Source organism: Bacillus sp. FSL K6-1338 (assembly GCF_038006965.1).
Taxonomy (GTDB): domain Bacteria; phylum Bacillota; class Bacilli; order Bacillales; family Bacillaceae_G; genus Bacillus_A; species Bacillus_A thuringiensis_S.
In genome coordinates this window covers 3,036,242-3,062,311 of the sequence record NZ_JBBOWI010000001.1, presented here as the reverse complement: position 1 = coordinate 3,062,311, position 26,070 = coordinate 3,036,242, and the positions used below count along the sequence as shown (strand labels likewise).

The following is a 26,070-nucleotide window of genomic DNA, read 5'->3' as shown; positions in this document are numbered from 1 at the left end:
AAAACTCCCACTGATTAAAGTTTCACTTTATCCTTTACTGTATCTTGTAACTACATTTTACCTTGCTGTAGAGAAACAAAAAACATTTTTCTTATTCAATAATTCCAATTTCTAGAGCCTTTTGAACAGCTTCTTCTTTGTTGCGGACTCCTAGCTTTGTATAAGCTGTGGAAGCATAATTTCTGACCGTACCATTCGATAAATATAACCTTGATGCTATGGTAGTGTATCGAAGTCCCTTTGCCACTAGCTGCAATATTTCTATCTCCCTAGCTGTTAGCTCATAAGCGGTTGCTTTTGATTGTGGTGTCTCTTTTTGCTCATCAAACTTCTCAAATATTTTGTGAGACATTCCCTGATCAATCAGTGTCCCACCTTTGTGAATAAGTCGGATCGTATTAGCTAGCTCCAATGTTTCAATAGATTTGAGTAAAAAACCATCCGCACCGTTGCGAAGGGATTCCAACGCCTGTTCGGTATCCTGAAAAGTTGTGAAAATCAATACGCGGATATGTGGCCATTGTTGCTTGATTTTTTTGGTTGCTTCGACTCCATCCATGTGCTGCATATCTAAATCCATAAGTATAACATGGGGTTGAAGGCGCCCACACAAATCGATGGCTTCATTGCCATCCTCAGCTAAACCGACTACATTTAAATCTTCATATCTATCGAGTAGTGTCCTCAAACTTTCCCGAACAAATGGTTGATCGTCTACAATTAACAAACGAATAAGTCCATCTTTTATTTCAGTTTGTCGCGGTATGGTACATGTAACAAGCATTCCTTCCTCTGGCTTTGTATATACAGACAATTGACCTTGCAAGTTCATTGCCCGTTCTTTCATCGCATTCATACCAAAGCCTTCCTGCCATTCTACATTTCCTTTTCCATTATCTTGAACTTCTAACCTCGTATATTGTTCGTCAAACTGCAATGAAACTATAATTTCAGTCCCCTGACCATGACGTACTGCATTCGTAAGGGACTCTTGTAAGCAACGAATGAATGCGATCTTCGCTTGCCGAGACAGCTGATATTCCTCTCCGAATGTCCTAAAACTTACATTTACCTGAGCGTGCTCCTGAAATTCGGCTCCAAGATTTTGTAGAGATTGAATTAAGGAAGGCGATTGACATGAAGAATCCATTTGATGTAGGTAACCTCTCACGTCCTCGATACTTTTCCGTCCCATTTCAAGCAGAGAGTCTAGCCTCTGTATACCCATTTCAGTAGAAAGTTCGGTACGCAACGTTTCCATCCCCATAATAATAGAAGTATAAGCATGACCAACTGTATCATGAAGCTCACTCGACAGTCTGTTCCGTTCTTCCGCCAGTGTGATGCGTTCAATCTGAGACATATATTGCTCAAGTACCGCGTTTTGTTTACGAATTGATTCATTTTGTTTATGATTGACGATTAATAAATGAAAAGCGAAGCCCATTACATAAGCAAGTCCATAGTAGGTAACCAAAATCCAATAGCTATTACTTGGCGCAACCGCATAGAGAATTCCAGTTGTTATAAAAACTGTTGTTGGAGCTGTCCAATAATAGGACAAATGCTTACTATTCGCAGCAATTAGAAAAGCCGATATCAGAAATGTAACGTTAGCTTCCGGAAATAAAGAGGTTAAATATATACACAGTCCACCATATAGCAGTATTTCTGTGAACAAGTAATATTTGTAATTGAACAGTAAGGCTACCCATGGAATCGAGAAGGCAACAACCTCCCAAAAAATAACAATCCAAAGTGGCAATGTTAAACTATCCTGAAAATCTAATGTGGTTATGGCGATAGAGACACTAACAAGTATACGGACTCCTAACATAATCCAATCGTACCAAAACCAATACTTAACCATATCTAACAAGTCATTTACCCCCTAAATAGCCTACCTTTTTACTTCCTATAGTATAAATTAATCCTTCATGCCTTATTATACTTTTTAATTTAAAACTGCGATACTACTCACAGACTGCAAACTTCTATTGATTTAGTTGCTGAATCATACTACGTGTATAGCCCCCAATTTTCTGTGTCAAACCTTCTACTATTCTAATACTTATGGCGGTAAATACTATACCCATAAACATTACAAAGAGTGACTTGGCAAACGTATCTATCTGTATGAATATAATATTCATATCGATGTATCGATACAGTAGTGGTGCCAACAGGAACATAAGTGGCATTACATAAAAAATGATTGCACTAATAAGACTGAAAATGCCAATCACAAATTTCTGCATTAACCAATAGACAGCAGACCAAGTACAACGATCTGTAAGCACTAATTTCACCTGAGCCCAGTTCGATGTATCCATTGTTATATTTCTATCGTAAGAGTCTGTTGAAATATCTGTATAAATTTTCGTCTGTATGCGCTCGAATTGGATAAAGTGTGTGGTAGTCTGTAGTACGCGCATAATTAATGGAATCCCAACAACAGTAAATGAAAGGGTGAAACTAAATAGCAGAGCTATTAGATAAAAACAAAAATAAAACAATCCTGTAACGAAAGTTAGCAATAAAAAATAACCATTCTGGATGAATTTTGATTTCATAAAGTTCATCGCTCCTATCTATGTAATAACCGAATCATACTGCTTTTTTTGTCATTCTCACTAGTGTAAAAGTGTCATATGACATTTCTAAATGATGCTAAAAAGGGGAGAACAGCCTACTGCTGGTTAAAAAGATGCTTATATCCCGCTATTTGCCGGGCAGTAAGACCCCCACCTCAAAATTCAGGTGGAAGAAAAGAAGTTAGGTGGGGGTCGGGCTGTCCGTAAAAGCCCGATTGGTGAGGGCTGATAATCAGTTGGGATGAACAAAACCCCTACTGAATAAAGTTTCATTTTATTAATCCTCCACAAAACAATCCCGTTTTTGCATTTGCAAGAACGGGATTGTTTTGTACTTTTATTTAATATGAGATGGACTTGTTTTTCGAATGTGAAAAATAATATCAAATTGCTCAAGCAATGATTTATCAAAGTATGTCGATTCGTTTGGGAATATTTGTCCCCCTATACTTAGTAATGGTCTTTTGGCTTTAACCCATTTCTCTGCTTGTCCTTTAAGGTGACGGTTATCCAATAAAAACATGTTATATGGTACTTTTCCGAGGGTATAGTTAAAACTATTTACATTTTGTGGAATCTCACGCGTTGTAATCTTACCTCCAGTAGAAGGATCATATTCGCTGTATAAGGTGAAATTCCCCTTCGTAGTTGTACTACCAATTGTGACATAATTATTGTCTAAACGTTCCTTCAAAAATTGCCCCGCAACATAAGGGTATAATTTCTCATCGATAATTCCTTTAGCAATATGAATATTGTGTCCCCATACCATCGTTTTACCACCAAATGTTTCTTGTGCCCACATTGCATGATCGGCCAAGTATTGCTCATGTAGCTTTAACATACTTGGATAGTCGTTAGGAATTAGCATTGTGGTAAATTTCTCTATTGCACTTGCCGTTGCTTTCGCCCAGATGTACTCGGGTGAAACTATTTCTGTGTTGGCTTGTTTATTCTCATCTTTTAGTAATCGAGCTACTCTCTCAGCGTTTGCTTTGAACTTTTCTTTTATTTCAGGAGCAAGGTCCATATATTCCTGTGTACTTCCATTAAAAGCCGACAATTCTTTATAATTTTCTTCTACTTCTGCCAGCAAATTTGGTCGATGCAGCTTTACATAATCAATTACTTTATTAAAGCAACCTTGGTCCAATTCCTTTAAGTCGAGCCCGATAAATTGGATCTTTTTTTTATTGGATGGATCGGCATTATAATCTTTCATCCACTCAATCATGGCTATAATTTCATCAGTAGGATATAACAAGTTTAAAAACTCCCTAGGGTTTCCTTTTCCTGTTTGGATATATTCATTTAGCTTTAAGCCGTTTCCCCAATCTTCTTCCATTGCGAAATTTGTAAAACCCATCTCAGTAACCAAATATTTCACAAGGCGAAATTTCATAGTGAAAATTTCAGAGCTTCCATGAGTATTCTCTCCTAATCCCACATATTGCGCGCTCCCAATCATTTTCTTAAGTGGTTTTAAATCCTCAAATGATTTTGACGGCTCTATCGTTTTTAATGGGTAAGCCTGTGATTGTATGGATTTAACTATATTTTTTTGTATTGATTGACCTGAATTTTCGACTGCTACTGTTTGAGCCTTTCCTACTTCTACACATCCTGTGACTAATAAAGCTGTACTAACCATTGCAATTATGCTTTTCTTATTCATTTTTTCCACCTCAATTGAATTATTTGTAAAGTAAGATTGATTCATTGTACTTGAACGAATCAATTGCCTTAATTCAATTGTTATCTATTCCATATCATATTTTCTAGTTACATATTGTCATAAGGTTAATTGACACAGGTCATAGACTAATCATTACACTTTTGTACTATCGGTTATGACAACTTATAAATAATAATTACATTGATGAGTCGTAAGTAAGACTAGACTATAAATTGGGGAGGGATTTTAAAGATGAATGAATCTGTATACAAAAACATTTTTATTCTAAGTTGTGTCTGTGGAAATGACAAGAAGTAAATTCGATAAACAAGTGAATGAAAGGGGAAGGGCGGATTAAAATGATATTACACGCAAAATCGTTCCACAATAAAGATAAAATCCAACGTGCTAAAATAGGACTTCAACTCTTTTTGAGTATCTTAATCATTACTTCTATTATCCTAAATGTAGTAGTAATAATTACGAAAAGTATGCCGCTTATTGTGGTATATATGTTTACCCCAGCATTATCTTCTATTTTGACTCGCATAATACTGAAAGAAGGGTTTAAAGATGTATCTTTTAGTCTCGGTAACTTAAAGATATGGAAGGGGATTGGGTTTGCTCTGCTAATCCCTATGATTATTTGTGGAATTACTTATTCTATCGCCTGGTTGAGCGGAATTGCGGGGTTTCAGTATCCCGAAGTTGGTATGTTTATTTTAGAACCGATCTACAATATGCTTGGGCTTCAGTATGTAACGGCACCATTCAACTTCATTTATCTAGTAGTATTGAGCGGCATTTTCGGAAGTTTGCTTGGCTTAATCCCGGCTTTGGGAGAAGAAATGGGTTGGCGAGGTTATATGCTCACAAGGCTAGTCGATGCAGAGTTTTCACGGCCCATCCTTATTAGTGGATTGATTTGGGCAACGTGGCATGTTCCAATAGTTATTGCTGGTCTATATGTAGCGGGACCATCTGTCGTTCTTTCAGTACTTGGTATCTATCTTTGTATTGTACCATTCAGTTATATTACAGCTTATTTACGACTTATCACAGGTAGCATTTGGCCTTCGGTTATTATCCATGCTACTTGGAATGCCATTATTCAAGGACCTTTCACACGTGCAAGTACAGGGTATCAAACTGAGATTTGGATTGGAGAATCTGGCTTGATAACCGCTATTATTATCTTGATTACTGCAATAATTACGTCTCGAATCGTAAATTTTACTAAATAGCATACGGATGTGTTTTAAATTCAATTAGTGAAATATGACGAGGCGAAATAAGATGCACCTAAAAATATTAGAAAAAATCTAGTTGAATGGACTCTTACTTAATCTTAGGCTGCTGGATATATGGGAGGCATCAAGCTAAGGGTTTAATTTATAAAAATAAACTTGATTGTCATAAAAAACATAATGTTTTTCATTTAAAGGCTATGAGATGAAATTTCATCATCTTCATCACGTTAGACCTTCAGGAAATAAAAAGTTAAACGATTATACAAATACTCTAACTGAAAAAACGATAGTCCTTTTATCAAAAATGTAGAAGGACTATCGTTTATTTTTTTGACAAAATTAGGGGGTGATGTTCATAAAATGGAGAATATAATTCGTATTTTACGTAAAGAGGAAAAATTTTCAGAATAAGATTTAGCTAATTTTCTTGATGTATAACGATTGATTGAAATTTCACTTTATGACTTGTAAAGGGATGTTCAATGCATCGTACCATTAAAAAATCTAAATTTAATCGATGAATTGCGATAAAATGTGGTCGGAAATAATGAAATTTTAGGAAAAATAAGGTACACTAGTCTATGATTTTAGTTGAAAATCGTTTGACGTTAATGCATACGGGGGAAAGATTGATGAACAACAATACAACAAATGAATCAGTTGAAGAAATTGATCAAAAACGAGTAAGATCAAAAAAACGTTATACAAATTGGAAGTTTATCGCAGTGGGTATTGGTGTAATTGCACTTCTTATTGGGGGAATGAGTTATTATCAGGCAACTCACTTCAATTCGAATGTTACAATTAATGACACAAAAGTTGGTGGTCTGAGCGCTGATCAGGCAATACAGAAATTAAAGACATCTGGACTAGCAAACAAAGTCTATGTTGATCAACAACAAATTTTAGATGAAAAAGATACAAAAACGGAACTTACGGAAAAAGATTTGCCTCAAGTTAAGAAACTATTAAAAAGTCAGTGGACATTTTTCCCTACCTCAAAGGGAGAAAATTATTCATTGCTACCAGAGAAGGCAGATCAGTATCGTAGTGAAACGATGAAAAAACTTGTAGAAGAAAAGCTCATCTCTATGAATGCAAAATTAAAAGCGCCTCAAGATGCTATGGCGAAGCTAGAACAAGGAAAAATAGTTATTTCGAAAAGTGTTGAAGGAAAACAGTATGACGTTACTAGTCTACTAAAAGATTACGATAAGCAAAAATATAAAAGCGAAATTCACCTGAAGTCTGCATACATAAAACCTATTAAAGAAGACGATCCAATTGTCAAAAAAGAGGAGAAAGCACTACAGAATCTTCTTGGGCAGTCTGTTGAGTATAAAGTGCAGAATGAAGTTTATCCTTTAAAAGCGAAAGATTTAATTCAAAATGCCTCTATGTCAAAGGATATGAAAGTTACAATTGACGCGAGCGACATTAAGAAGAAAATTATTGAAATTAATAATGCCAAATCAACATTAAATAAAGATTTCTCATTTAAAACGCATTCCGGTTCAATCATATCAGTAAAAGGGCAAGGCTACGGCTGGGCACTAGATGTTGAAAAAGAAACTAAACAAGTTCAACAAGCCTTTGAGAAAGGCGAAAAATCGCTTTCTGCTTCTAATATTCATGGAAATGGTTGGGAGAAGGAAGGTATCGGTTATAAAACAACATCGAATAATGGCATCGGAGACACATATGCAGAAGTTTCAATTGCAGAGCAACAAATTTGGATTTATAAAGATGGAAAATTAGTTGTTACAACAAATGTAGTAACTGGTAAACATAGCACGGGTGAAGATACATCACCAGGTGTTTGGTACGTCCTATATAAACGAACACCATACACGCTCAGAGGCAGCGCAGTAGGTAAAGCTGATTATGCAGTTAAAGTAGATTACTGGGTCCCATTCACAAATAGCGGTCAAGGGTTCCACGATGCCGGTTGGCGAAAAGACTGGGCAAATAATGCTTATTTAACAGGAGGATCAGGTGGGTGTGTGAACCTTCTTCCTAATGTTGCAAAAACTGTATATGATAGTTTGAACACTTATGATCCAGTTATCGTGTACTAAAAAATAGCTAAGTATCAAGAAATAAACAAAGCAGGAAATCTTACCTGATGGTATATGAAAAAAACACCTCTTGCATTCGCATACTAAGTGTGCAAATGTAATGGAGGTGTTTTTGTTTGAATATAAAAGTGTATTGCTTATAAGAAACAAAGTAGAAAGAGATTGAGAATAAGTATTCAAATAATCAATAAAATTGACAATGAATATCATTTTCACTTAATATAGAATCGTCGCATTTAATTAGACATGAATTTTTTGTTAATATAATAGATTTCTATTAAGTTGTCATATTTACGAACTATCATTAAATATTTTAAGAATTTAAACGTAGGAAAGGGTAATATAAAATGAACTGGAAAAAAGGCGGGTTATGGGTTATTATTTTTTTCGTTGTAAAAGGCACGATTTCTACACTTTTAATCGTTACAGGTGCTAAATATTTTGATTTATCATTTATGCAACTTATCTTATTAATTCTGACCTTATTAGTGATTTCTCTAATAAGTCGAAAATTGCTGTATAGACATAAACAAAACAAAAAGCAAAAAGAGCTAAATATATAATGGAGCCCCAGAGACCGTTGGATTTCTGGGGTTTTATTTCGATAGTTTTTTCGCATGTATATCAATTTAACAGAATAGGTTGTCCAAAATGATAAAATCGATGATGTTTAAAATGCGTCAGTTATTTTTACATAAGGATTGTAGAGAGCCTTTAAATATCAATCTTTATTTTGAAGCGACAGATGCGCATAAATTATGCTTGTTTTTCAATTGGTAGTTTAAATGTAAAAGTACTGCCTTCTCCTAATTCACTTTCAACTGTAATTTCTCCTCCGTGTAGTTCGACAATCCATTTTACCATAGACAATCCTAAACCTGTGTTTCCGATGTTTGAAGATGTTCGTGCTGCGTCAACTCGATAGAAGCGGTCCCATATTTTAGTAATATGTTGCTCGCTGATGCCTATACCATTATCAGAGACTTTACCTATTATGTTGGTTTCATCACGGAATAGTTGCATATTCACAGTTCCACTCGCTTTACTATAAGCAATCGCATTCGTTAGTAAATTCATTAATAAACGCATCATCAATGTTTGATCGGCTTTAATAAATAGGTCTTTCTCTATATTAATTGTTATATCAATCGAAGCCTCTTGTACCATTAATGAGAGCTCTTCTACGACGATTTCCGTTAATTCACTCATATTGATACATTCAAATTGGAAAGTATTATGGTTTCCTTGGTCAGCTCTTGCTAATAATAAAAGTTGTGAGATTAGAGTGGATATTTTACGTGATTGCTTTAAAATTACTTCTAACGATTCTTCCATTTCTTTCGGATTATTCTTCTGCGATAAAGCGTATTCGCATTGTGAAATAATAACAGATGTTGGTGTTCTTAATTCATGAGATGCGTCAGATGTAAATTGTTTTTCACTTTCAAATGATGTCTCCAATCGCTCAAACATTTTGTCAAAGGTTTGTGCTAAATGATACATTTCGTCTTTCGGTGAACCTTGTAAATTAATTCTCTTCGAAAGGTCTTTACCATCACCAATTTTACTAGCTGAATCACTCATTTGTTGCACAGGTCGAAACGCCCTTTGTGTAATAAAATATCCTCCGAATGCCGCAATAAGAATAAGTAATGGGAATGAGATGATTGTTACCACGATAAGCGTATTCATCGTTGAGGATAATTGGTTCATAGTCATTATTCCACGAACCCAGACTTGCTCATCGCCGCCTGCATTATGGAGAAAATCATATACTATCCATTCTTTATTGCCGTCTTTAATGGTTTGTATTTCATCGGATTTAAGCGATATCTTTTTATTAAAGCTTGTTGGACTATGTCCTACTAACAGCTCACCTTGTTTACTATAAATACTAATATTTACGCCATCTTCTAAGGTTTCAAAATCATCGTCAATCTTTAACTGCCCATGCTTATATTTGATATCTTCCATGCTTTCTTTTACTGTGCTCTTTAATTGATCTTTCATATTAAAAAGCAAAACTTTATCTGAAGAAGTTAAAATAAAAGCTAACACGAGTGCCATAATAATTACAATTAGCCCCGTATACCACAGGGTTACTCTCATTTTTATTGATAGTCTTTTCATGATTCTACTCGCAATACGTAACCAGTTCCTCGTACTGTATGAATTAACTTCGTTTCAAACTGGCTATCAATTTTTTTGCGAAGATAGCGGACGTAAACATCAATAATATTCGAGCCACCTTCATAGTCGTAATTCCACACATGTTGCTCAATTTTATCTCGTGTCAGCACAACTTCTTTATTACGAATCATATATTCTAAAATAGCAAATTCCTTACTGGAAAGAGTGATAACTTGGTCTCCTCGTGTTACTTTATGCATATTGCAATCTACCACTAGGTCAGCGATTTCAAACACATTAGATGTATTTCCTGTTTTTCTTCGCATTAACACTCGAATTCTTGCTAACAGTTCGTCAAAAGCAAACGGCTTTACTAAATAATCATCCGCACCTAAGTCGAGTCCTGTTACACGATCATCAATTGTATCTTTAGCTGTAAGAAGCAAGACAGGAGTTGTATTATTGTCCGCGCGTAATCTTTGTAATACTTGTAAACCATCTATTCCTGGAATCATAATGTCAAGCACAATCAAATCGTAGGTAGCCATGTTTATATAATCCAAGGCATTTTCTCCATTCCCACATGCATCGACACTATAATGTTCTGCATTTAATCGTTTTACCAATATATTTTGTAAGTCTTGTTCATCTTCGACAATAAGAACTCGCATTAACATTCTCCTTTTCTTCTTATTAATATGTATCACTATAATTCCAAAACATTAAAGCAAGATTAGAAACGATTTAATTATATCATTTTATCCAGCATTAACGGGCAGTAAGACTCCTCCTTCAAAATTCGGCGAATGCGAGGGAGTTAGGGGAAGTCGGGCTACCCGTAAAAGTCTTCACTTTATTTTTTTATACATTAATCTTCCTTTAATGTTTGTTCAGTAATATAAAGGCAAGGATAAGGTGCACATGTAAAGGGAGGAAAACAGAATGCGAAAATGGATGCTGATTGGAGCGATATCTTGTGTATTGTTAACAGCTTGTTCTACTCAAGCTGTTAACAATACAGAAGTGCAACAACTGAAAGTGGAAAATGATAAATTACAAAAAGAAGTTGCTCAACTACAACAAGAACCAAACAAAACAGAGCCTGCTACGAATGATACGAAGCAAACACAAGATTTCAAAAACGAAGTCACATCTATTGTAGAAAAGGCAAATAACACGAAACCAGTTGGAGCAAAAGAAGATAACTTAAATATGTACTTGGCAACAAAAAAAGAAATTGACCAATTGGATGACAAGATAGATCTATCTGATAATCAGCTAGAAGCAGATTATCACGCTGGAACGATAACTGTTGAACAATATCAAACGCAAGAAAAAGAACACGATATACTGGAAGATCAATTAGAGCAAGCAGAAAATGCGCTTGAAGCAAGATTTGGAATAGAGGAGTAATCATTAAGGAGTGGATGAAAATGTTAAAGCATAAAAAGAAAATAATTATAAGTGTAATTGCTATTTTAGTAAGTGGTATTGCTATTGTTGGTGGATATTATGGTATGGGTTACAATTATGCAAAAAAGAATGAAAATTACACAGAGAAACAAGTTCGTGAAATTTCTTTAGCTCATACAAATGGAGAAATTATTAATGTGAAAAAAGAATTCGAATTAGAAGATGATAACTTAGCACAATCAAAATTTGAATATGAAGTAGAAATCAAGACACCTGATAATTTGTTAAATATTTTAAAGGTTAGTGCTAGAACGGGTACAATAGAAATCGATAATGAAGATTGAAAAAATATCGACAAATAAAATATTACGTACTTGATTTTTGTTATCGATAGCGAAGAAAAAGACGGTTCCCTAATTTTACAAGGGAATCGTCTTTTTTTTTGTTCTATGGATCTATGCATTTTTTATACTTTCCTATCCTGGTGCGGTTTTAGGGTTCTTGTCTCTTATTGGATTAACTGAAAAACTGTATAAAACCTTGTATACCCTTAGTGTGGTTTTTTCCGAAATACTGGCGGTACCCCGTCGCTATCAATCAAAGCTCATACAACGTCAATTATATTAGGGGGTGTTTCAGTTCTCGTTTTATCTTTTTACAATGATGAATATGAAATAATGACTTCCACTTATAAGAATGTGAAGAAGTGTTGATGCCAGTTGGAACTGTGGTAAAGGTTGAGGGTGGAATCTAAGGGAATATTAGAGATGTGCATGAAAGGTTATTAATCCATCTTCTATAAAATCGTGGGATTATATATGCACTTATTATCCTGGAGATTTTAAAATAAAACCTATCTAATTATAGAAGTGATTTGAACGTAAGGAAATTGTAAGAAATGGATAAGAAAAAAGAAATTTTTATTGTGTAGGATACAAATATAGAGAAGCGTAAAAGAGGGAGGGTAAATAGGATACATTTATACGAAAAACAAACTAGTAATAAGAGCATTCTATTGGTGGCAATTACTGAAAGAACAGAATACTCACTACAGTTCCTACAGGAAAGGGAAGAATCAATGGATATGGTCTAGGAATCTATGAAATTATATTTCCTAACGGTGTCCCGATATGGGAACATACAGATGTTATTCTAGGATTTGATACTTTTGCTGGAGGGGCATATGTTGACGGCAATTTGAACAGTATGGGTAGAGCCGAGAATACTGGTCTTTTTAAAAGTATTTTACTTGTTGAATATAGACAGTAGGGATAAAGCCAGAATAGTAGTTTATGTGATGTTTGTAATTGAACAAATAAAAGATGAAATCGATCATTTATCTAAGGAGGAATTTTTCTTATGGAAAATAAATTATCTGGAGTGTTAGCCGCTACCTTAGCTCTAACGATGAGTCTACCAACAGGAGCGATAGCGTCTTCTAGCAGTAAGACTCCGGTTGTATCTAGCCAAGAAGTTGCTAGCAAAGATTTGGAGAAGATTGCTGCAGAGAACGCTGCACTGCTCACGAAGTCCTATGAGACGACTAGTGTACAGTATGCGCTGATTGATAATGGTAAACTTATTTTGTCGGGGCAGACAGGTAAGAACGACATAGAAGGGAAAGAGCCACTAACCAAAGATACTCTATACGGAATTGGTTCAACCAGTAAAGTATATACAGCTGCGGCTGTTATGAAACTGGTAGACGAAGGAAAAGTTGATTTGGATGCTCCTGTTGCCCGCTATATTCCTGATTTTAAAATGAAAGATAAACGATATAAGCGTATTACACCGCGTATGCTGTTGAATCACTCCTCGGGTTTGCAAGGTTCGACGTTCAATAATGCATTTTTATTTAAAGATAATGATGCTTATGCCCATGATATATTATTGCAACAATTGTCCAACCAAAACTTGAAGGCAGACCCTGGTGCGTTCTCAGTATACTGTAATGACGGTTTTACACTGGCTGAGATCTTGGTAGAAAGAGTCAGCGGTATGAGTTTTACTGAATTTCTACATCAAAAGTTTACAGAGCCATTAAAACTGAATCATACGATAACATCGCAAGACAAATGGGAAGACGAAAAGCGGGCTGGACTGTATTCTCCGACATACCAGGGACAGCTACCAAGTGAAATGGTGAATCTAATTGGTACGGGAGGAATCTCTTCTACTGCAGAAGATGTGGTGCGATTCTCACAAATATTTATGGGACAGGGAAAAGAAATTCTCTCTAATAAAGCAGTCAAGGCGATGGAACAAGAAGAATATAAAAAAGGAATGTGGCCGGGAGATAGCGGAAATGTGTTCAACTATGGACTTGGCTGGGATAGTGTAAAACTATACCCATTCAGTGAATATGGGATAAAAGCGTTGACTAAGGGTGGGGATACGATACTGCAACATGCTACATTGGTCGTGCTTCCAGAACAGAAGATGGCAGCAGCTGTATTGTCCTCCGGCGGCAGCAGCATGACAAATCAACTGTTGGCAAATAAATTACTGCTAGCTAGGCTTAAAGAGAAAGGGACAATTAAGGATATAAAGCCAGATAAATCCTTCGGAAAGCCCGTCAAGGCTAAAGTGCCTCAAGACGTGGTAAAAAAAGCAGGATTTTATGGAAATAGCTATAGCCATTTCAAAATAGAAATTACGAAGAAGGGAGAACTGGTTTTACCAACTAAACCGGAAGAAAAATATGTATATACGGCGGATGGAAGCTTTATAAATGAGAAGGGTACTTCCAAGCTTAACTTCGTCACAGAGAAGAATGGAAAAGTTTATTTGAGAGAGAGCACATATGAATTATCACCGGGATTGGGGCAAAATGTGCTGACTCACTATTTAGCCCAGAAATTAGAAAACAATGTGTTACCGAAGAAAACAGCTGCTGCATGGGCGAAGCGCGAGGGTGGCAAGTTCTATCTCGTTAACGAAAAATTTAATTCTATGAACTATCTAGGACAACTAATGCCTCTTAACACACAAATTACGATCAAGGATGGATATTGGGACGGCAAAAAAATTACAGGTCCGAATACGGCGACGCATCAAATTCAAATTCCTGTGATGAATGGGCGGGATACAAAGGAAGCCCATTTCTATACAGAGGATGGTACTGAATATATGGAGATGTCCAGCTTTTTATACGTCAGTGAATCTAACGTAAAACCCCTTGATACAGGTCGATTATCAAAAGTTACATTGCAAAAAAATGGGCATGCGAAATGGTTTATGGTCCCGCAAGAGGCAGCAGGGAAAACGATGAATGTGGAGTTGCCATCAGGAAGTTCATTCGCGGTGTATGATGAGAATGGAGTATGCGTCAATTTTACCGTCGTTAGTGATAATAACAAAGTGAAACTACCAGAGAATGGAACGGTTGTATTTGCTGGCGCACCGAACTCCGAATTTACAGTCGCATTGAACTAGCTACAACTCGGGATAGACTTCAATAAAACAGTGCGACATGGAAAAGATATTTTATTTGTATCTTAAGTATTACCTTATTACAATTAAATTCTTAGCTTAATAGCAATGGGATAGCACCACATGCCTATCAGCCTAAGAAAATAAATCAACCCCATGTCCATCAAGCTAGTAAAAATAAATACCCAAAATATAGTAAAATTGACATCTCCAGAGTAAAAATGTAAAAAATTATTGTTTAGGGGCAACATAAAACCTTAGTTTGATAACGATATGGCGCTACTCATAAAAAAGAAATAGGAGAGAATATCCTATTTCTTTTTATTGATATAATAAAATGTAATGAATAGATCCAAAGTAATGATAATAATTAGAAGTAACAAGTGTATAAGTGCATCAGTTTTTCCGTTTAGTAAAGACTTTACAAAGAAATCCCATTCTGTTTCATAGGGAGGTTCTACCCAATTTCGTTGCAGACCTAATACCATTCCATTTATAAAATAGACAATACTTAATAGAATCCTTCCAACAAATAAGGCAGCTGTTTTTATATTCCAATCCTTTATCTTGATTACATAAAGGATTGGAAATAGTATCAGTATCCAAAAAACAATAATAAAGACTGTATTTCCCATTCTCTCCTCCTAACAAAATGATTGTATTTTTAATCTTGGCAAATTCTTAGGTTGGAGGTATGTTTCATTGTTACTGGTTAAAAACAAGGACCGTAATTCCGGCTCCTTTTCTATCCCGCAAAATAAAGGTTTGTTTTATCTCTCTGTCTCAAAAAACTCAATCCACTCTCCATCAGGACCAGCGAAGAATATGTAACGTGTTCCATCTGGTAATGTTTCGACTTCTTCTCCTAGTAAAAAGGTTACTGTGTGTTTCTTTAGTCTTGTGATTTCTTCTTCTAATGAATCTACCTTAAAGCAAATGTGATGTACTTTTCCTTCTGCCGGAAGAGAAGAATTGTAGCCTTCAATTAATTCAAGTATCGTTTCCTTCGATTCTTCTACACCTAAAAAAGCGAGTTTTAAGTCTGGGTTTGGGTGTCTCATTCGCTTAATGAGCTGTAAGCCAACTACTTTTTCATAAAAAGTAATAGATGTTTCTAAGTTTGCAACCATAAGTCCTACGTGTTCAATTCTTCTAACTGGCATGTAGATTCCTTCTTTCTGAAAATTATATACAATATATTATTGAAAATTAAGAAAATAAGCAAGATAAAAACCTTACAAATTTAAGCGTGTTGTATGGTATAGTGAGAAAGTATGTTTGGGGAGAAGGAAGGAGATTATACGATGAATATACCTACTCAAACTCCTTCATTATCGGAAACGATGAAAGAGTGGCATTATGCATTAGCATATGAAATTAAACATTGGAAAACGATAGGTGGTAGTAAAATTTCTATCATGAACGGTCGTTTTTTATATACAGATTATGAGAATACAGTGTATGTATTTCAGCTTATTTCGGAAGTAAGTTTACCTGAAGGTTCACCAATTCGAATTGAGTTCGATGGTGAGGAAGCGACAGGAGAAGTATTATCTGTACATGGATTAGAAATAGAATTGAAATTAAATGATTATATACAAGGTGAAATAAGAGAAGCGGTTTTATACAGTGAACCGTGGCAACTTTTAGAGCAACTGCAAGAGCGATTGAAAGAAGCACGTAAAGATAAGCTAAAACGTAATCGTATAAAGCGTCTCGTTGATGGGACGAGCAGTCCGAAGCATATTGAGAAGATGAAAAATCCGAAAAATGAACTAGCATATCGTTCGTTTTACAATCCGACAACGTACGTATGGGGACCGCCTGGAACAGGGAAGTCGTACAATTTATCACGTATTATTTCGGCTCATTACCAAAAAGGAAAATCGGTACTTGTGTTAGCTCATAGTAATGCGGCAGTGGACGTATTAATGAGCGAAGTAACGAAACAAATTGAGAAGAAAAAGAAATGGACACCTGGCGAAATTGTTCGTTACGGTTATAGTCAACATGAACATATACGAAATCATGAAACATTACTTACGTCGAAGCTAGTTGAAACGACGAACGGATCTTGGGGAGAAGAAAGACTCTATTTAGAAGAAACACGACAAGATCTTCGTGAAAAGATTTTATCATATAAAGCGACTTCTGCTGATAAGAAGCGTATACAAGAGATTGAAAGTGATCTTCGAAAGCAAAAAGCGAAAATTAAAGAAGTAGAAAAAGAATATATTGAAAATGCGAAAGTAATTGGTGCAACTCTATCAAAATGTGCAATTGATGCGCTAATTTATGAGCGTACATTTGATTTAGTTGTCGTAGATGAAGTGAGTATGGCGTTCGTTCCGCAAATCGCATTAGCTGCTTCACTTGGAAAACGTATCGTTGTTTGTGGCGACTTTTTACAATTACCTCCAATTGCGATGGCGAACCATGAACTTGTTCGCAAATGGCTTGGGGAAGATATGTTTTACCATGCTGGGATTGTTGAGTCTGTTAATAAATCAGAAGCACATCCGAACCTATTTATGTTGCAGGAACAAAGACGTATGCATGCGGATATATCGAAGTTTACGAATTCGTTTATTTATAAAAATAGAGTATACGATCATCCGTCTGTTTCAGAGCGTAAAGAACTTGCGCAATTGCAGCCGTTCGCAAATGAAGCGAGTGTTTTATTTGATACGAGCCAAATGGGAGCTTTTTCGTTAAAAGATGCGGCTTCTGGTTCACGTTTTAACATTATGTCTGGTTTAGTAGCGATGCAAATGATGTTAATCGGATTATTAGACGGTGTTCAGTCGATTGGTGTTGTGACACCTTACAGGGCGCAGTCACGCTTTTTATCAACGTGTATTAGAGAAATGTTGCAGAGAACGAAATATCAAAACATACCAGTTTTAGCGGCGACAGTTCATAAGTTCCAAGGTTCTGAAAGAGATATGATGATCTTTGATACGGTTGACAGTTATCCGCAAGAACGACCTGGCGTATTATTCTTTGATCACAAAAACCATCGCCTCGTCAATGTAGCAGTGACAAGAGCGAGAGGGAAGTTCATTCAATTATCAGATTGCCATTATATGCGTAAAAACCTTTCGAGAAAACAAGCGTTATCACAATTAACAGCTCATATAGAACGTCATGGAGATGTGTATGATCGCACGACATCAAGACAATTGTGGGAACGGAAAATTTCGAAACGTTTACGCTGGTTTATGGAAATGAATCTTGAAGAGCCGAAAGGGTTATTAAAAGATATTTTAGCCGCAAAACGAAAAATTATTATTTCACTTCCAAGTACAAAACAAGTGGATAAGCGAGTATGGCAAGCGTTAATGCGTACAAATGCACAGATAACAGTTTATAGTGATGGACCAGTTCCACTGAAAAATGTAAAGTTACAAAGACAAAATAAAGCATTCCCGTTTATCGTAATTGATGATGAAATCTTCTGGGCAGGCGCACCGCTTACATCTCAAATGATGTTTGAAGGTAGTACAGAATTTCCGTACGTATGTGCCAGACTGCAAGCGCCAGAAACAATTGGTGTATTAAAAGGATTTTTAGATATTCGGTAAATTCGGATAGGAATTCCTTGACTTTTATTTGGAATGAACTTAGAATGAATGTAATTTAATATAATTTTATGAAAATTCTTATCACGAGAGGTGGAGGGACTGGCCCTATGATACCTCGGCAGCGGATTCGTTATGAATACTGTGCCAATTCCAGCAAGGTAACTTGAAAGATAAGAAAGAAGCTCATTTCGATTGTATATACAGAAGCCTCTTTCTATCTTTTAGAAAGAGGCTTTTTTACGTGAAAATAAAAGGAGGAAGAACAATGGGAGCGACAGGAGTAACGTCACAAAGAAAAACAATTGAAGAGAGTATCGAAAGAAATAAGGAAAAGTACATAGAAACAAGTCATGATATTCATGCGAATCCGGAGATTGGAAACCAAGAGTTTTACGCATCCAGAACGTTAAGCTTATTACTAGGTAGTGCAGGATTTCAGCTGCAACACAATATAGCTGGACATGAAACAGGTTTTATCGCGCGAAAAAGTTCAGGAAAACAAGGACCAGTCATTGCATTTTTAGCGGAGTATGACGCTTTACCAGGACTAGGTCATGCGTGTGGTCACAATTTAATTGGCACAATTAGCGTTGCAGCAGCAATCGCATTATCAGAAACGCTTGAAGAAATTGGCGGGGAAGTTGTCGTGTTTGGTACACCAGCAGAAGAAGGCGGGCCAAATGGTAGCGCGAAATCAAGTTATGTAAAGGCAGGTTTATTTAAAGACATTGATGCGGCGCTTATGATTCATCCGAGCGCAAAGACAGCGACAACGAGTCCTTCATTAGCAGTCGATCCACTTGATTTTCATTTTTACGGAAAAACAGCTCACGCTGCAGCCTCACCAGAAGAAGGGATTAATGCATTAGATGCGGTTATTCAGCTTTATAACAGTATTAACGCACTTCGCCAACAACTGCCGTCAGACGTGAAAATTCATGGCGTTATTACAGAAGGCGGAAAAGCACCTAACATTATTCCTGACTACGCCGCGGCAAGGTTCTTCATCCGCGCAGCAACGCGAAAAAGATGTGCAGAAGTAACAGAAAAAGTAAGAAACATTGCTGAGGGAGCAGCGTTAGCAACAGGTGCAAAAGTAAAAATTCATCAATTCCAAAATGAAATCGATGAATTACTCGTAACAAAAACATATAACGATATCGTAGCGGAAGAATTAGAACTATTAGGTGAAGAGGTAAATCGTAAAGAAAGAGTAGGGATCGGTTCAACCGACGCAGGAAACGTAAGTCAAGTCGTACCGACAATTCATCCGTACATTAAAATCGGACCAGATGACTTAATTGCACATACGAATGAATTTAGAGAAGCAGCACGTTCAGAACTTGGAGATAAAGCATTAATTACATCGGCAAAAGCATTAGCAAATACGGCGTATCGATTAATTACGGAAGAAGGGTTGTTAGAGAAGGTGAAGGAGGAGTTTAGAGAGGTGCAGAGGAATCAAGGGTAAGGGATTAAGGTGCTTTTTTCGAATAGCAATCGAATTAATAAGTAGAGATATAAAAAGAACATTGAAAAATCAATGTTCTTTTTTGTTTGCTAGTCATTGATTTTGTTGGTTTTTCTCAAGAAAGAGAAAATTTTACTGTTAGTGAGGATAATAATACGTATCCCTTTATTAGAATGACAATTTCTCCTCGAACTCACTCTTTAAAACAATTAAAGGAGATGATAATCCGAATTGCATTAACGAGTCTAAAAACGCAGCGAGGGAATCCATCGAATCGCTCATGACCTTCATCATATAATTAAATTCCCCGCTAATTCGATATAAATCAGTTACTTCAGGAGCGGCATTACAATATTGGATGAAATCAGAGCATTGGCTCGTTTTAAACATGATGAATGCTTGAATGTTTTTATTAATTTTGGAAGGCTCAAATTTCGTTCGGTAAGCCGCTATAACTCCTTGATCTTCAAGTTTATTAATACGCTCTTTTACAGCAGGTTGCGTCATGGATATAATTCGTCCTATTTCTGAAACAGAAATTCTCGCATTTTCATACAACAAGTTCATAATCTTATGATCGATTTCATCCAGTTTTACTGTGTTTTGCATTGTGTAGTCTCCTTATTTTATTTTCTAAAGTAAAACGTAAGTTATAACTATAATATCATAAGTGAACGAACTGAATTACTTATAAATCTATATTTAAAATTATCGGTGTTTGCATAAAAATATAAGTGTTGGATTTTTTAAACGGAAATTTAGAAAGGATGGAAAAAATGAAGAATCTTGATGGGAAAGTAGCGTTAGTAACAGGGGCGAGTCGCGGTATTGGTCGTGCGATTGCGATGAGATTGGCAAACGACGGTGCATTAGTTGTGATTCACTACGGACGAAATAAGGCAGCTGCAGATGAAACAATTAGTGAGATTGAATCTAATGGAGGAAAAGCATTCTTAATTGAAGCAGAACTCAATTCAATTGATGGTGTCAAGAAGCTAGTAGAACAATTGAAGAATGAATTACAAGTAAGGGTTGGTACATCAGAGATTGATATTTTAGTAAACAATGCAGGGATAGGTACACAAGGAACGATTGAAAATACGACAGAAGAAGTTTTTGATGAAATTATGTCTGTAAATATTAAGGCACCGTTCTTCTTAATTCAGCAAACATTGCCGTTACTACGAGCAGAGGGGCGTATTATTAACATTTCATCAGCTGAAGTACGACTTGGTTTTACAGGCTCAATTGCATACGGCTTAAGTAAAGGTGCATTAAATACGATGACACTTCCTCTAGCTAAACATCTCGGAGAAAGAGGTATAACAGTGAATACAATTATGCCTGGATATACGAAGACAGATATTAATGCAAAATTGCTAGATGATCCGGAAATACGAAGTTTTGCTACGAATTCATCTGTGTTCGAACGAATAGGGCAAGTTGAAGATATTGCAGATGCAGTAGCATTCCTTGCTTCTGCTGATAGCCGCTGGATAACAGGGCAGATTTTAGATGTTTCTGGAGGGTTTTGTTTATAGGGGGCACTACTCCATACCCATCAAGCTAATCAAGTAAATTACTAGATATGAAACGATCCTTGTTTCATATCTGGTAATTTATAGAAAGATAGGCATGCTAAAGAAGTCTATTAAAACGTGATTTTTTGGCTAGGCAACTTGAATAAGGGGGCATTTCTTTTTCTTAAGTTGATGGGTATGTATGGTGACCTCTATTAGACGATAGTGAATTAACAATTTCGGGGTTCAGTTCAACTTTATTCAAAATAAGATTTTTTTTGCAGTAAAATCAATGTTAGTGGAACTTTTTTAAACAAACTTTTTTCTAAATTAACATAAATACTTGTAATATTTAAATTAGTACTATATAGTTCTAGTTATGACAAAGGTAAAATTAATGAATCAAAAACGTGTGATTGAAGTAGCTGCAACATTATTTTTAGAAAAAGGGTTTGCTTATACAAGTATGGATGAATTAGTACGTGTAAGCAAAGTTTCAAAGTCTAATGTGTATTATCACTTTTCTAATAAGGAAGTATTATTAGAAGGGGTCGTTGATTATTGGATTGAAATGTATCAATCTGCAATTGATGACGTACTTTCTCAGAACCAATTTTTAGTTGAAGATCGTATCCAACTGTTTTTAAAGCAATTATCACAAGGAGTTCAGTCGAGAGAGTATAAGGGGAGCTGTCCATTTATTACTCTTTATATTCAAAGTCCTAAACAGGCCACGCAAATAAAAGAAAAAATAGGTCTTTTTTTTACAGGATTACAAAAGAAAGTTTCTCTATTACTTAAACAAGGGGTAGAGAATGGAGAATTTAGAAATACGATTCATATTGATGAGGTTGCATCACTTTTTATTACAAATCTTGAAGGAGCGTTATTTATTTCAGAAACATTGAAGGATGCAACTGTAATCACGAAAACAGCAGATCATTTTTTAAAATTGCTTCGATAAAAGAAGCATTTTTTTTAAATTAAATTAGTACTGATTAGTACTAAAAGGGGGATTTTATATGAGAACAGTATTTTTAACTGGTGGAACAGGCTTTATTGGAAAGCAATTAGTGAAAGAATTAGCCAAAGAGGATGTTAAAATTCTTCTTTTAGTAAGGTCGAAAAGTAAAGCAATACGCCTTTTTCAAGAAAGAGGAAACTTAAAAAAGGAAGTTATGGACTTTATTGAAGGTGATTTGACGAAAAAAGATTTAGGTCTAAGTGCTGAAGATAAGGAGAGGGTATTGAAAACGGATGTGATTATTCACGCAGGAGGCCCCATGGATATTCAAGCGACAAGTAAAGAGGCAGCTTCCGTATTTTTAAATGGCGCAAAACATATTAGTGAATTAGCTAAAAGTATTCATCAATTGAAGGGCTTGCAACAATTTATTCATGTTGTAGGTTATATGAGTCCCTTTGATGATAAAAATAGCAAGATTGCAATTGATGTGTTTCAAGAAGGAAATAATTATTTGAAAATAAAAAATCCATATGAGAGAACAAAATTTTTAGCAGATCTTTATATCCGTCAGCAGGCATCAGCAGTAGGTTATCCGCTTTCTGTAATTAATCCGCCAACTGTAGTCGGTAGTAGTAAAACAGGGAGTACAGAGCAGATAGCAGGATTAGGTTTGCTTGTGATGAGTATGCGAAGAGGGCTCATGCCAATGATTCCTGGAGGTAAGGGATATAGGTTACCACTTATTTCAAACGATGAGCTTGCGAAGTTTATTGTGCAGGTTTTCAGATTAGAGCAACCGACTATTCAAACATATACACTTGTTGAAGACAAACAGCACGATCAGAACATTGCTGAGTTATTAAGTATTATGTCAGAAAGTATGAATATGAGGGCACCAAAAATCTCTGTCCCAATGCCACTTATGAAAGCAATTATGAATAGTGGAGTAAGTAAAATAACAAAAATTCCTTCTGATGGACTGAATTTTATTACAAAACGAAAATTTTCAAATGTTTCAGCGAAAAAAATTATGGGAGGAGATTGGTTTAAGGAGACGAGTGTAATGAAATTTTTCCCTGCCGTAGTAGCTGATCTGGATTATCGAATGATGTATCAATATGGCCAGCATAATCATGTATTTAAACGAACATTATGCGATAACAATACCCTTTACCAATTACAAGGAGAGGGTAAACCGTTTATTTTATTACATGGTTTATTGAGTGATGGAGAGGATTTATTTCCTTTAGCACAAGAGCTTCATGAAAAAACTGGTCAACCTGTATGGATTTTGGATCTTCCAGGTTTGGGACGTTCTCCTTTTAAACAAGAGAAAAATCTTCTAGCTATCTATTTGAATGTAGTGAAAAAGTTATTGGAGAAAGCTACGAATGGTGCACATCTAATTGGCCATTCATTCGGTGCATTTATTCTTCTGGAAGCATTGGTACAAGAGTACATAGATAAGAAGTATTCAATTACGTTACTTCAGCCACCTGTTGCTAAAAAAAATGCTAAATTGCTAAATGTTCCCCAATTTATAAACAAATGGACATTAAAATTGGCAACTCCTAATTTGATAGGGCGTTATTTATTAAATAATGGTTTGTTTGAAAGTATGGAGAGCATCCCTGAACATTATATCGAAAAAGTAAGTAACAGTTTTACTTCTCCTAGAATTTTAAATACTACGGTTCAGCTTAACAGTTTACTACTGAAAAAAGATCAAGGTGATTTCAAGGAAGTAACAAAGTATAATCTTCACATTATTTTGGGGGATTATGACAGAGGTTATTCTGCTCCATCGTATCTTGGTAAGGTTGATTTTGTTCCATATGGCCATCATTTTCCTCTTAGCCATCCGAGTGAAACGGCAAGATTAGTAATGAAAAATAGTAATACTAGCAGATGAGAGTTTGGGATAAATAAAAAGTGTGTAGTAAAATCGTTGTGTTTTTGAAATAAAATCGTACTGTGTGGGGGCCCACCCCATCACTATCAGACTAAGAAACGCAAATACCTCAAAACGAAAAAATGAGCATTTTATTACAAGATAGTACAAAATTTCGTTCTGGGGGTGCTATAAAATTTTAGCTTGATGGCGATGTGGTGCTACCCCATGCCCATCAACTTAAGAATGTAGAACTCCCCAAAAAAATTATGAGTTTTTTGTTACAAGTTATCACAAAATTTCGTTTTTGGGTAGTTTTATTTTCTTAGCTTGATGGCGATGAGCGGTACCCCATAAAGGCCCCTGATACATAATTGATGTTCTGCCATTTGTAGAAAACAATCCACTTATACCATTTTAACAAGAAGAAATATCTCGTCCATGTTGTAATATTGGCTTACGTTAAGCTTGTGAAAAAAACATATTTATGTATAATACAATTGATGTATGATACATTAGTTGTAGGAGGGTGACCTATTTGAAAAGAGAAGATGCCTTAAAACTAAGAACGGATATTAAGAAAATGATTATAATAACTGGGGTTTTTGAATCTCAAAATTTGCCCAATGGACCATTTGAAAAACCTTTACCAACTTCTCAAATGATGGCGTTAGAGGAACTAGAGGTGGAAAAATTAACTGTTTGGCAACTATCCAATAAACTTAGATTAGAGACTTCAACTGTAAGTAGATTGGTAGATAAGTTAGTAAAAAAGGGGCTTGTTTATCGTGAAGTAAATGAAAAAAATAGAAGAGAACTTTTTCTGCACCTCACAGAAAAAGGTCACATAACTGTTAATTGCTTAAGAGAGCAATCCATTACATTTTATCAAAGTATTCTCAATAATTTATCAGAATCAGAACAAAAAATAGTTGTGGATGGTTTTGAATTATTTATTGATTCTATTTCTAAGTCTTTTGATTAGAGTGAGGTAAGTCATAACATTTGGAGGATAAAATGAGTTTGCATTTTGAACGTCCTATTATTGAATTAAAAGAGAAATTTGATGAATTAAAGAAAATTATGAAAGAAAATAATGTAGATTTATCGTCAGAAATTCATGAATTAGAAAAACGTTTAAATAAAATGCAAGATAAAATTTATTCTAATATTACACCTTTTCAACGAGTTCAAATTGCAAGGCTACGTAACCGACCCACGACATTGGACTATATACCTTTATTGTTTACAAACTTTCTCGAACTTCATGGTGATCGATTATATGGTGATGATAAAGCAATGATAGGTGGTATTGCAAAATTTAAAGGAATGCCCGTTACGGTTATTGGTCATCAAAGAGGTAGAAATACAAAGGAAAGTATAGAAAGAAATTTTGGAATGGCACATCCAGAAGGTTATAGAAAAGCGCTAAGACTTATGAAACAAGCTGATAAATTTAATCGCCCTATTATTACATTTATTGATACAATAGGCGCCTATCCAGGGATAGGGTCTGAAGAACGTGGGATTTCTGAAGCGATAGCTCGAAATCTATTTGAAATGACTACACTTAAAGTGCCAATTGTTTGTATTGTAATTGGAGAGGCATCAAGTGGTGGAGCTCTTGGCATTAGTGTCGGTAACCATATCCATATGTTAGAGTATTCATGGTACTCGGTGATTTCGCCAGAAGGAGCAGCATCTATCCTATGGAAGGACGCTAAGTATGCTCCAGAAGCTGCTGAACATATGAAAATTTCAGCAAAAGATTTAAAACATTTAGGAATTATTGATGAAATCATTCCTGAAATTAAAGGTGGAGCACAAAATGATATAAAATCACAGGCAAAAATGATTGAATCTGTAATCGAATTATCTCTAAAAAAATTGATACTATTATCCTCAGAAGAGCTTATACAACAGCGGTATGAAAAGTATAGACAAATAAAGAATTATAAATGAAAATATTTAAAGTCCGTATTACATTTCGGAGGATTCTCGCGGAAAAATTTTAAATATTTTGTAAGTAACCTCTTAAACTGGGATATGCTGATACTATTACTCT

The 26,070-nt window shown here is 35.5% G+C and carries 21 protein-coding genes and 1 riboswitch; of the genes, 13 read left to right on the top strand and 8 right to left on the bottom strand.

The features are described 5' to 3' along the window. Nucleotides 1-91: 91 nt before the first annotated feature. The 3 genes from NZ044_RS15715 to NZ044_RS15705 all read right to left on the bottom strand — a co-directional run bounded on the left by NZ044_RS15715 (nt 92) and on the right by NZ044_RS15705 (nt 4,269). Entirely contained in the window at nt 92-1,879 is a 1,788-nt protein-coding gene (locus NZ044_RS15715; RefSeq protein ID WP_000886420.1) for a helix-turn-helix transcriptional regulator, read from the bottom strand. A gap of 115 nt (nt 1,880-1,994) precedes the next feature. After that, the gene (locus NZ044_RS15710) at nt 1,995-2,573 is read right to left on the bottom strand and encodes a sensor domain-containing protein (RefSeq protein WP_000836848.1); all 579 of its coding nucleotides are present in this window, start codon (nt 2,571-2,573) and stop codon (nt 1,995-1,997) included. A gap of 358 nt (nt 2,574-2,931) precedes the next feature. Next, nucleotides 2,932-4,269: an erythromycin esterase family protein gene (locus tag NZ044_RS15705; protein WP_098506802.1), complete on the bottom strand. Its 1,338-nt coding sequence runs from the start codon at nt 4,267-4,269 to the stop codon at nt 2,932-2,934. 359 nt (nt 4,270-4,628) lie between these two features. Between NZ044_RS15705 and NZ044_RS15700 the strand changes: the two genes are divergently transcribed. The 3 genes from NZ044_RS15700 to NZ044_RS15690 all read left to right on the top strand — a co-directional run bounded on the left by NZ044_RS15700 (nt 4,629) and on the right by NZ044_RS15690 (nt 8,160). After that, complete coding sequence (locus tag NZ044_RS15700; RefSeq protein WP_017763372.1) at nt 4,629-5,513, top strand: CPBP family intramembrane glutamic endopeptidase; 885 nt, start codon at nt 4,629-4,631, stop codon at nt 5,511-5,513. Between the two features lie 638 nt (nt 5,514-6,151). Then, the gene (locus tag NZ044_RS15695) at nt 6,152-7,597 is read left to right on the top strand and encodes a L,D-transpeptidase family protein (protein ID WP_001064075.1); all 1,446 of its coding nucleotides are present in this window, start codon (nt 6,152-6,154) and stop codon (nt 7,595-7,597) included. 347 nt (nt 7,598-7,944) lie between these two features. After that, nucleotides 7,945-8,160, top strand: coding sequence for a hypothetical protein (locus NZ044_RS15690; protein WP_001104104.1), 216 nt, complete (start codon nt 7,945-7,947; stop codon nt 8,158-8,160). A gap of 193 nt (nt 8,161-8,353) precedes the next feature. On the opposite strand, the gene NZ044_RS15685 is transcribed toward NZ044_RS15690, so the two are convergent. Together NZ044_RS15685 and NZ044_RS15680 are read right to left on the bottom strand one after the other, a co-directional pair. Continuing rightward, nucleotides 8,354-9,727 carry a sensor histidine kinase gene (locus NZ044_RS15685; protein WP_000826690.1) on the bottom strand — a complete coding sequence of 458 codons (1,374 nt, stop codon included), beginning with the start codon at nt 9,725-9,727 and terminating at the stop codon, nt 8,354-8,356. Continuing rightward, the gene (locus NZ044_RS15680; RefSeq protein WP_098506801.1) at nt 9,724-10,398 is read right to left on the bottom strand and encodes a response regulator transcription factor; all 675 of its coding nucleotides are present in this window, start codon (nt 10,396-10,398) and stop codon (nt 9,724-9,726) included. The genes NZ044_RS15685 and NZ044_RS15680 overlap by 4 nt, the downstream gene beginning before the upstream one ends. Nucleotides 10,399-10,669: 271 nt before the next feature. Between NZ044_RS15680 and NZ044_RS15675 the strand changes: the two genes are divergently transcribed. From NZ044_RS15675 to NZ044_RS15665, 3 genes are all read left to right on the top strand, one after another. Further along, nucleotides 10,670-11,140, top strand: a complete 471-nt coding sequence (locus tag NZ044_RS15675; protein WP_001233663.1) for a hypothetical protein — start codon at nt 10,670-10,672, stop codon at nt 11,138-11,140. Nucleotides 11,141-11,160: 20 nt separating this feature from the next. Further along, complete coding sequence (locus NZ044_RS15670) at nt 11,161-11,484, top strand: PepSY domain-containing protein (RefSeq protein WP_000912129.1); 324 nt, start codon at nt 11,161-11,163, stop codon at nt 11,482-11,484. A gap of 1,015 nt (nt 11,485-12,499) precedes the next feature. Then, nucleotides 12,500-14,575: a serine hydrolase domain-containing protein gene (locus NZ044_RS15665; RefSeq protein WP_098506800.1), complete on the top strand. Its 2,076-nt coding sequence runs from the start codon at nt 12,500-12,502 to the stop codon at nt 14,573-14,575. A 308-nt stretch (nt 14,576-14,883) separates the two neighbouring features. On the opposite strand, the gene NZ044_RS15660 is transcribed toward NZ044_RS15665, so the two are convergent. Both NZ044_RS15660 and NZ044_RS15655 read right to left on the bottom strand, forming a co-directional pair. After that, nucleotides 14,884-15,207 (bottom strand): hypothetical protein, encoded by a 324-nt coding sequence (locus tag NZ044_RS15660; protein ID WP_000528636.1) that lies wholly within the window; start codon nt 15,205-15,207, stop codon nt 14,884-14,886. A gap of 135 nt (nt 15,208-15,342) precedes the next feature. Beyond that, on the bottom strand, nt 15,343-15,735 hold the full coding sequence (locus NZ044_RS15655) for a VOC family protein (RefSeq protein ID WP_118961674.1): 393 nt from the start codon (nt 15,733-15,735) through the stop codon (nt 15,343-15,345). 111 nt (nt 15,736-15,846) lie between these two features. Here NZ044_RS15655 and NZ044_RS15650 point away from each other — a divergent pair, with 111 nt between their 5' ends. After that, on the top strand, nt 15,847-18,156 hold the full coding sequence (locus NZ044_RS15650; RefSeq protein WP_002162750.1) for an AAA domain-containing protein: 2,310 nt from the start codon (nt 15,847-15,849) through the stop codon (nt 18,154-18,156). 75 nt (nt 18,157-18,231) lie between these two features. Next, nucleotides 18,232-18,333, top strand: a riboswitch (SAM riboswitch). Between the two features lie 88 nt (nt 18,334-18,421). Further along, a complete protein-coding gene (locus tag NZ044_RS15645; protein ID WP_000501376.1) occupies nt 18,422-19,627 on the top strand; it encodes a M20 family metallopeptidase in 1,206 nt (401 codons plus the stop codon). A gap of 168 nt (nt 19,628-19,795) precedes the next feature. Here NZ044_RS15645 and NZ044_RS15640 read toward each other — a convergent pair whose 3' ends face one another. Beyond that, nucleotides 19,796-20,236, bottom strand: coding sequence for an Lrp/AsnC family transcriptional regulator (locus tag NZ044_RS15640; protein WP_001181721.1), 441 nt, complete (start codon nt 20,234-20,236; stop codon nt 19,796-19,798). 167 nt (nt 20,237-20,403) lie between these two features. Between NZ044_RS15640 and NZ044_RS15635 the strand changes: the two genes are divergently transcribed. The 5 genes from NZ044_RS15635 to NZ044_RS15615 all read left to right on the top strand — a co-directional run bounded on the left by NZ044_RS15635 (nt 20,404) and on the right by NZ044_RS15615 (nt 25,967). Next, nucleotides 20,404-21,168 carry an SDR family oxidoreductase gene (locus NZ044_RS15635; RefSeq protein WP_000792677.1) on the top strand — a complete coding sequence of 255 codons (765 nt, stop codon included), beginning with the start codon at nt 20,404-20,406 and terminating at the stop codon, nt 21,166-21,168. A gap of 376 nt (nt 21,169-21,544) precedes the next feature. Further along, nucleotides 21,545-22,111, top strand: coding sequence for a TetR/AcrR family transcriptional regulator (locus NZ044_RS15630; RefSeq protein WP_001072318.1), 567 nt, complete (start codon nt 21,545-21,547; stop codon nt 22,109-22,111). Nucleotides 22,112-22,169: 58 nt separating this feature from the next. Beyond that, nucleotides 22,170-24,026: an alpha/beta fold hydrolase gene (locus tag NZ044_RS15625; RefSeq protein ID WP_001261152.1), complete on the top strand. Its 1,857-nt coding sequence runs from the start codon at nt 22,170-22,172 to the stop codon at nt 24,024-24,026. Between the two features lie 517 nt (nt 24,027-24,543). Further along, on the top strand, nt 24,544-24,990 hold the full coding sequence (locus NZ044_RS15620) for a MarR family winged helix-turn-helix transcriptional regulator (protein ID WP_002094076.1): 447 nt from the start codon (nt 24,544-24,546) through the stop codon (nt 24,988-24,990). A 32-nt stretch (nt 24,991-25,022) separates the two neighbouring features. Further along, complete coding sequence (locus NZ044_RS15615) at nt 25,023-25,967, top strand: acetyl-CoA carboxylase carboxyltransferase subunit alpha (RefSeq protein ID WP_000052084.1); 945 nt, start codon at nt 25,023-25,025, stop codon at nt 25,965-25,967. Nucleotides 25,968-26,070 lie beyond the last annotated feature (103 nt).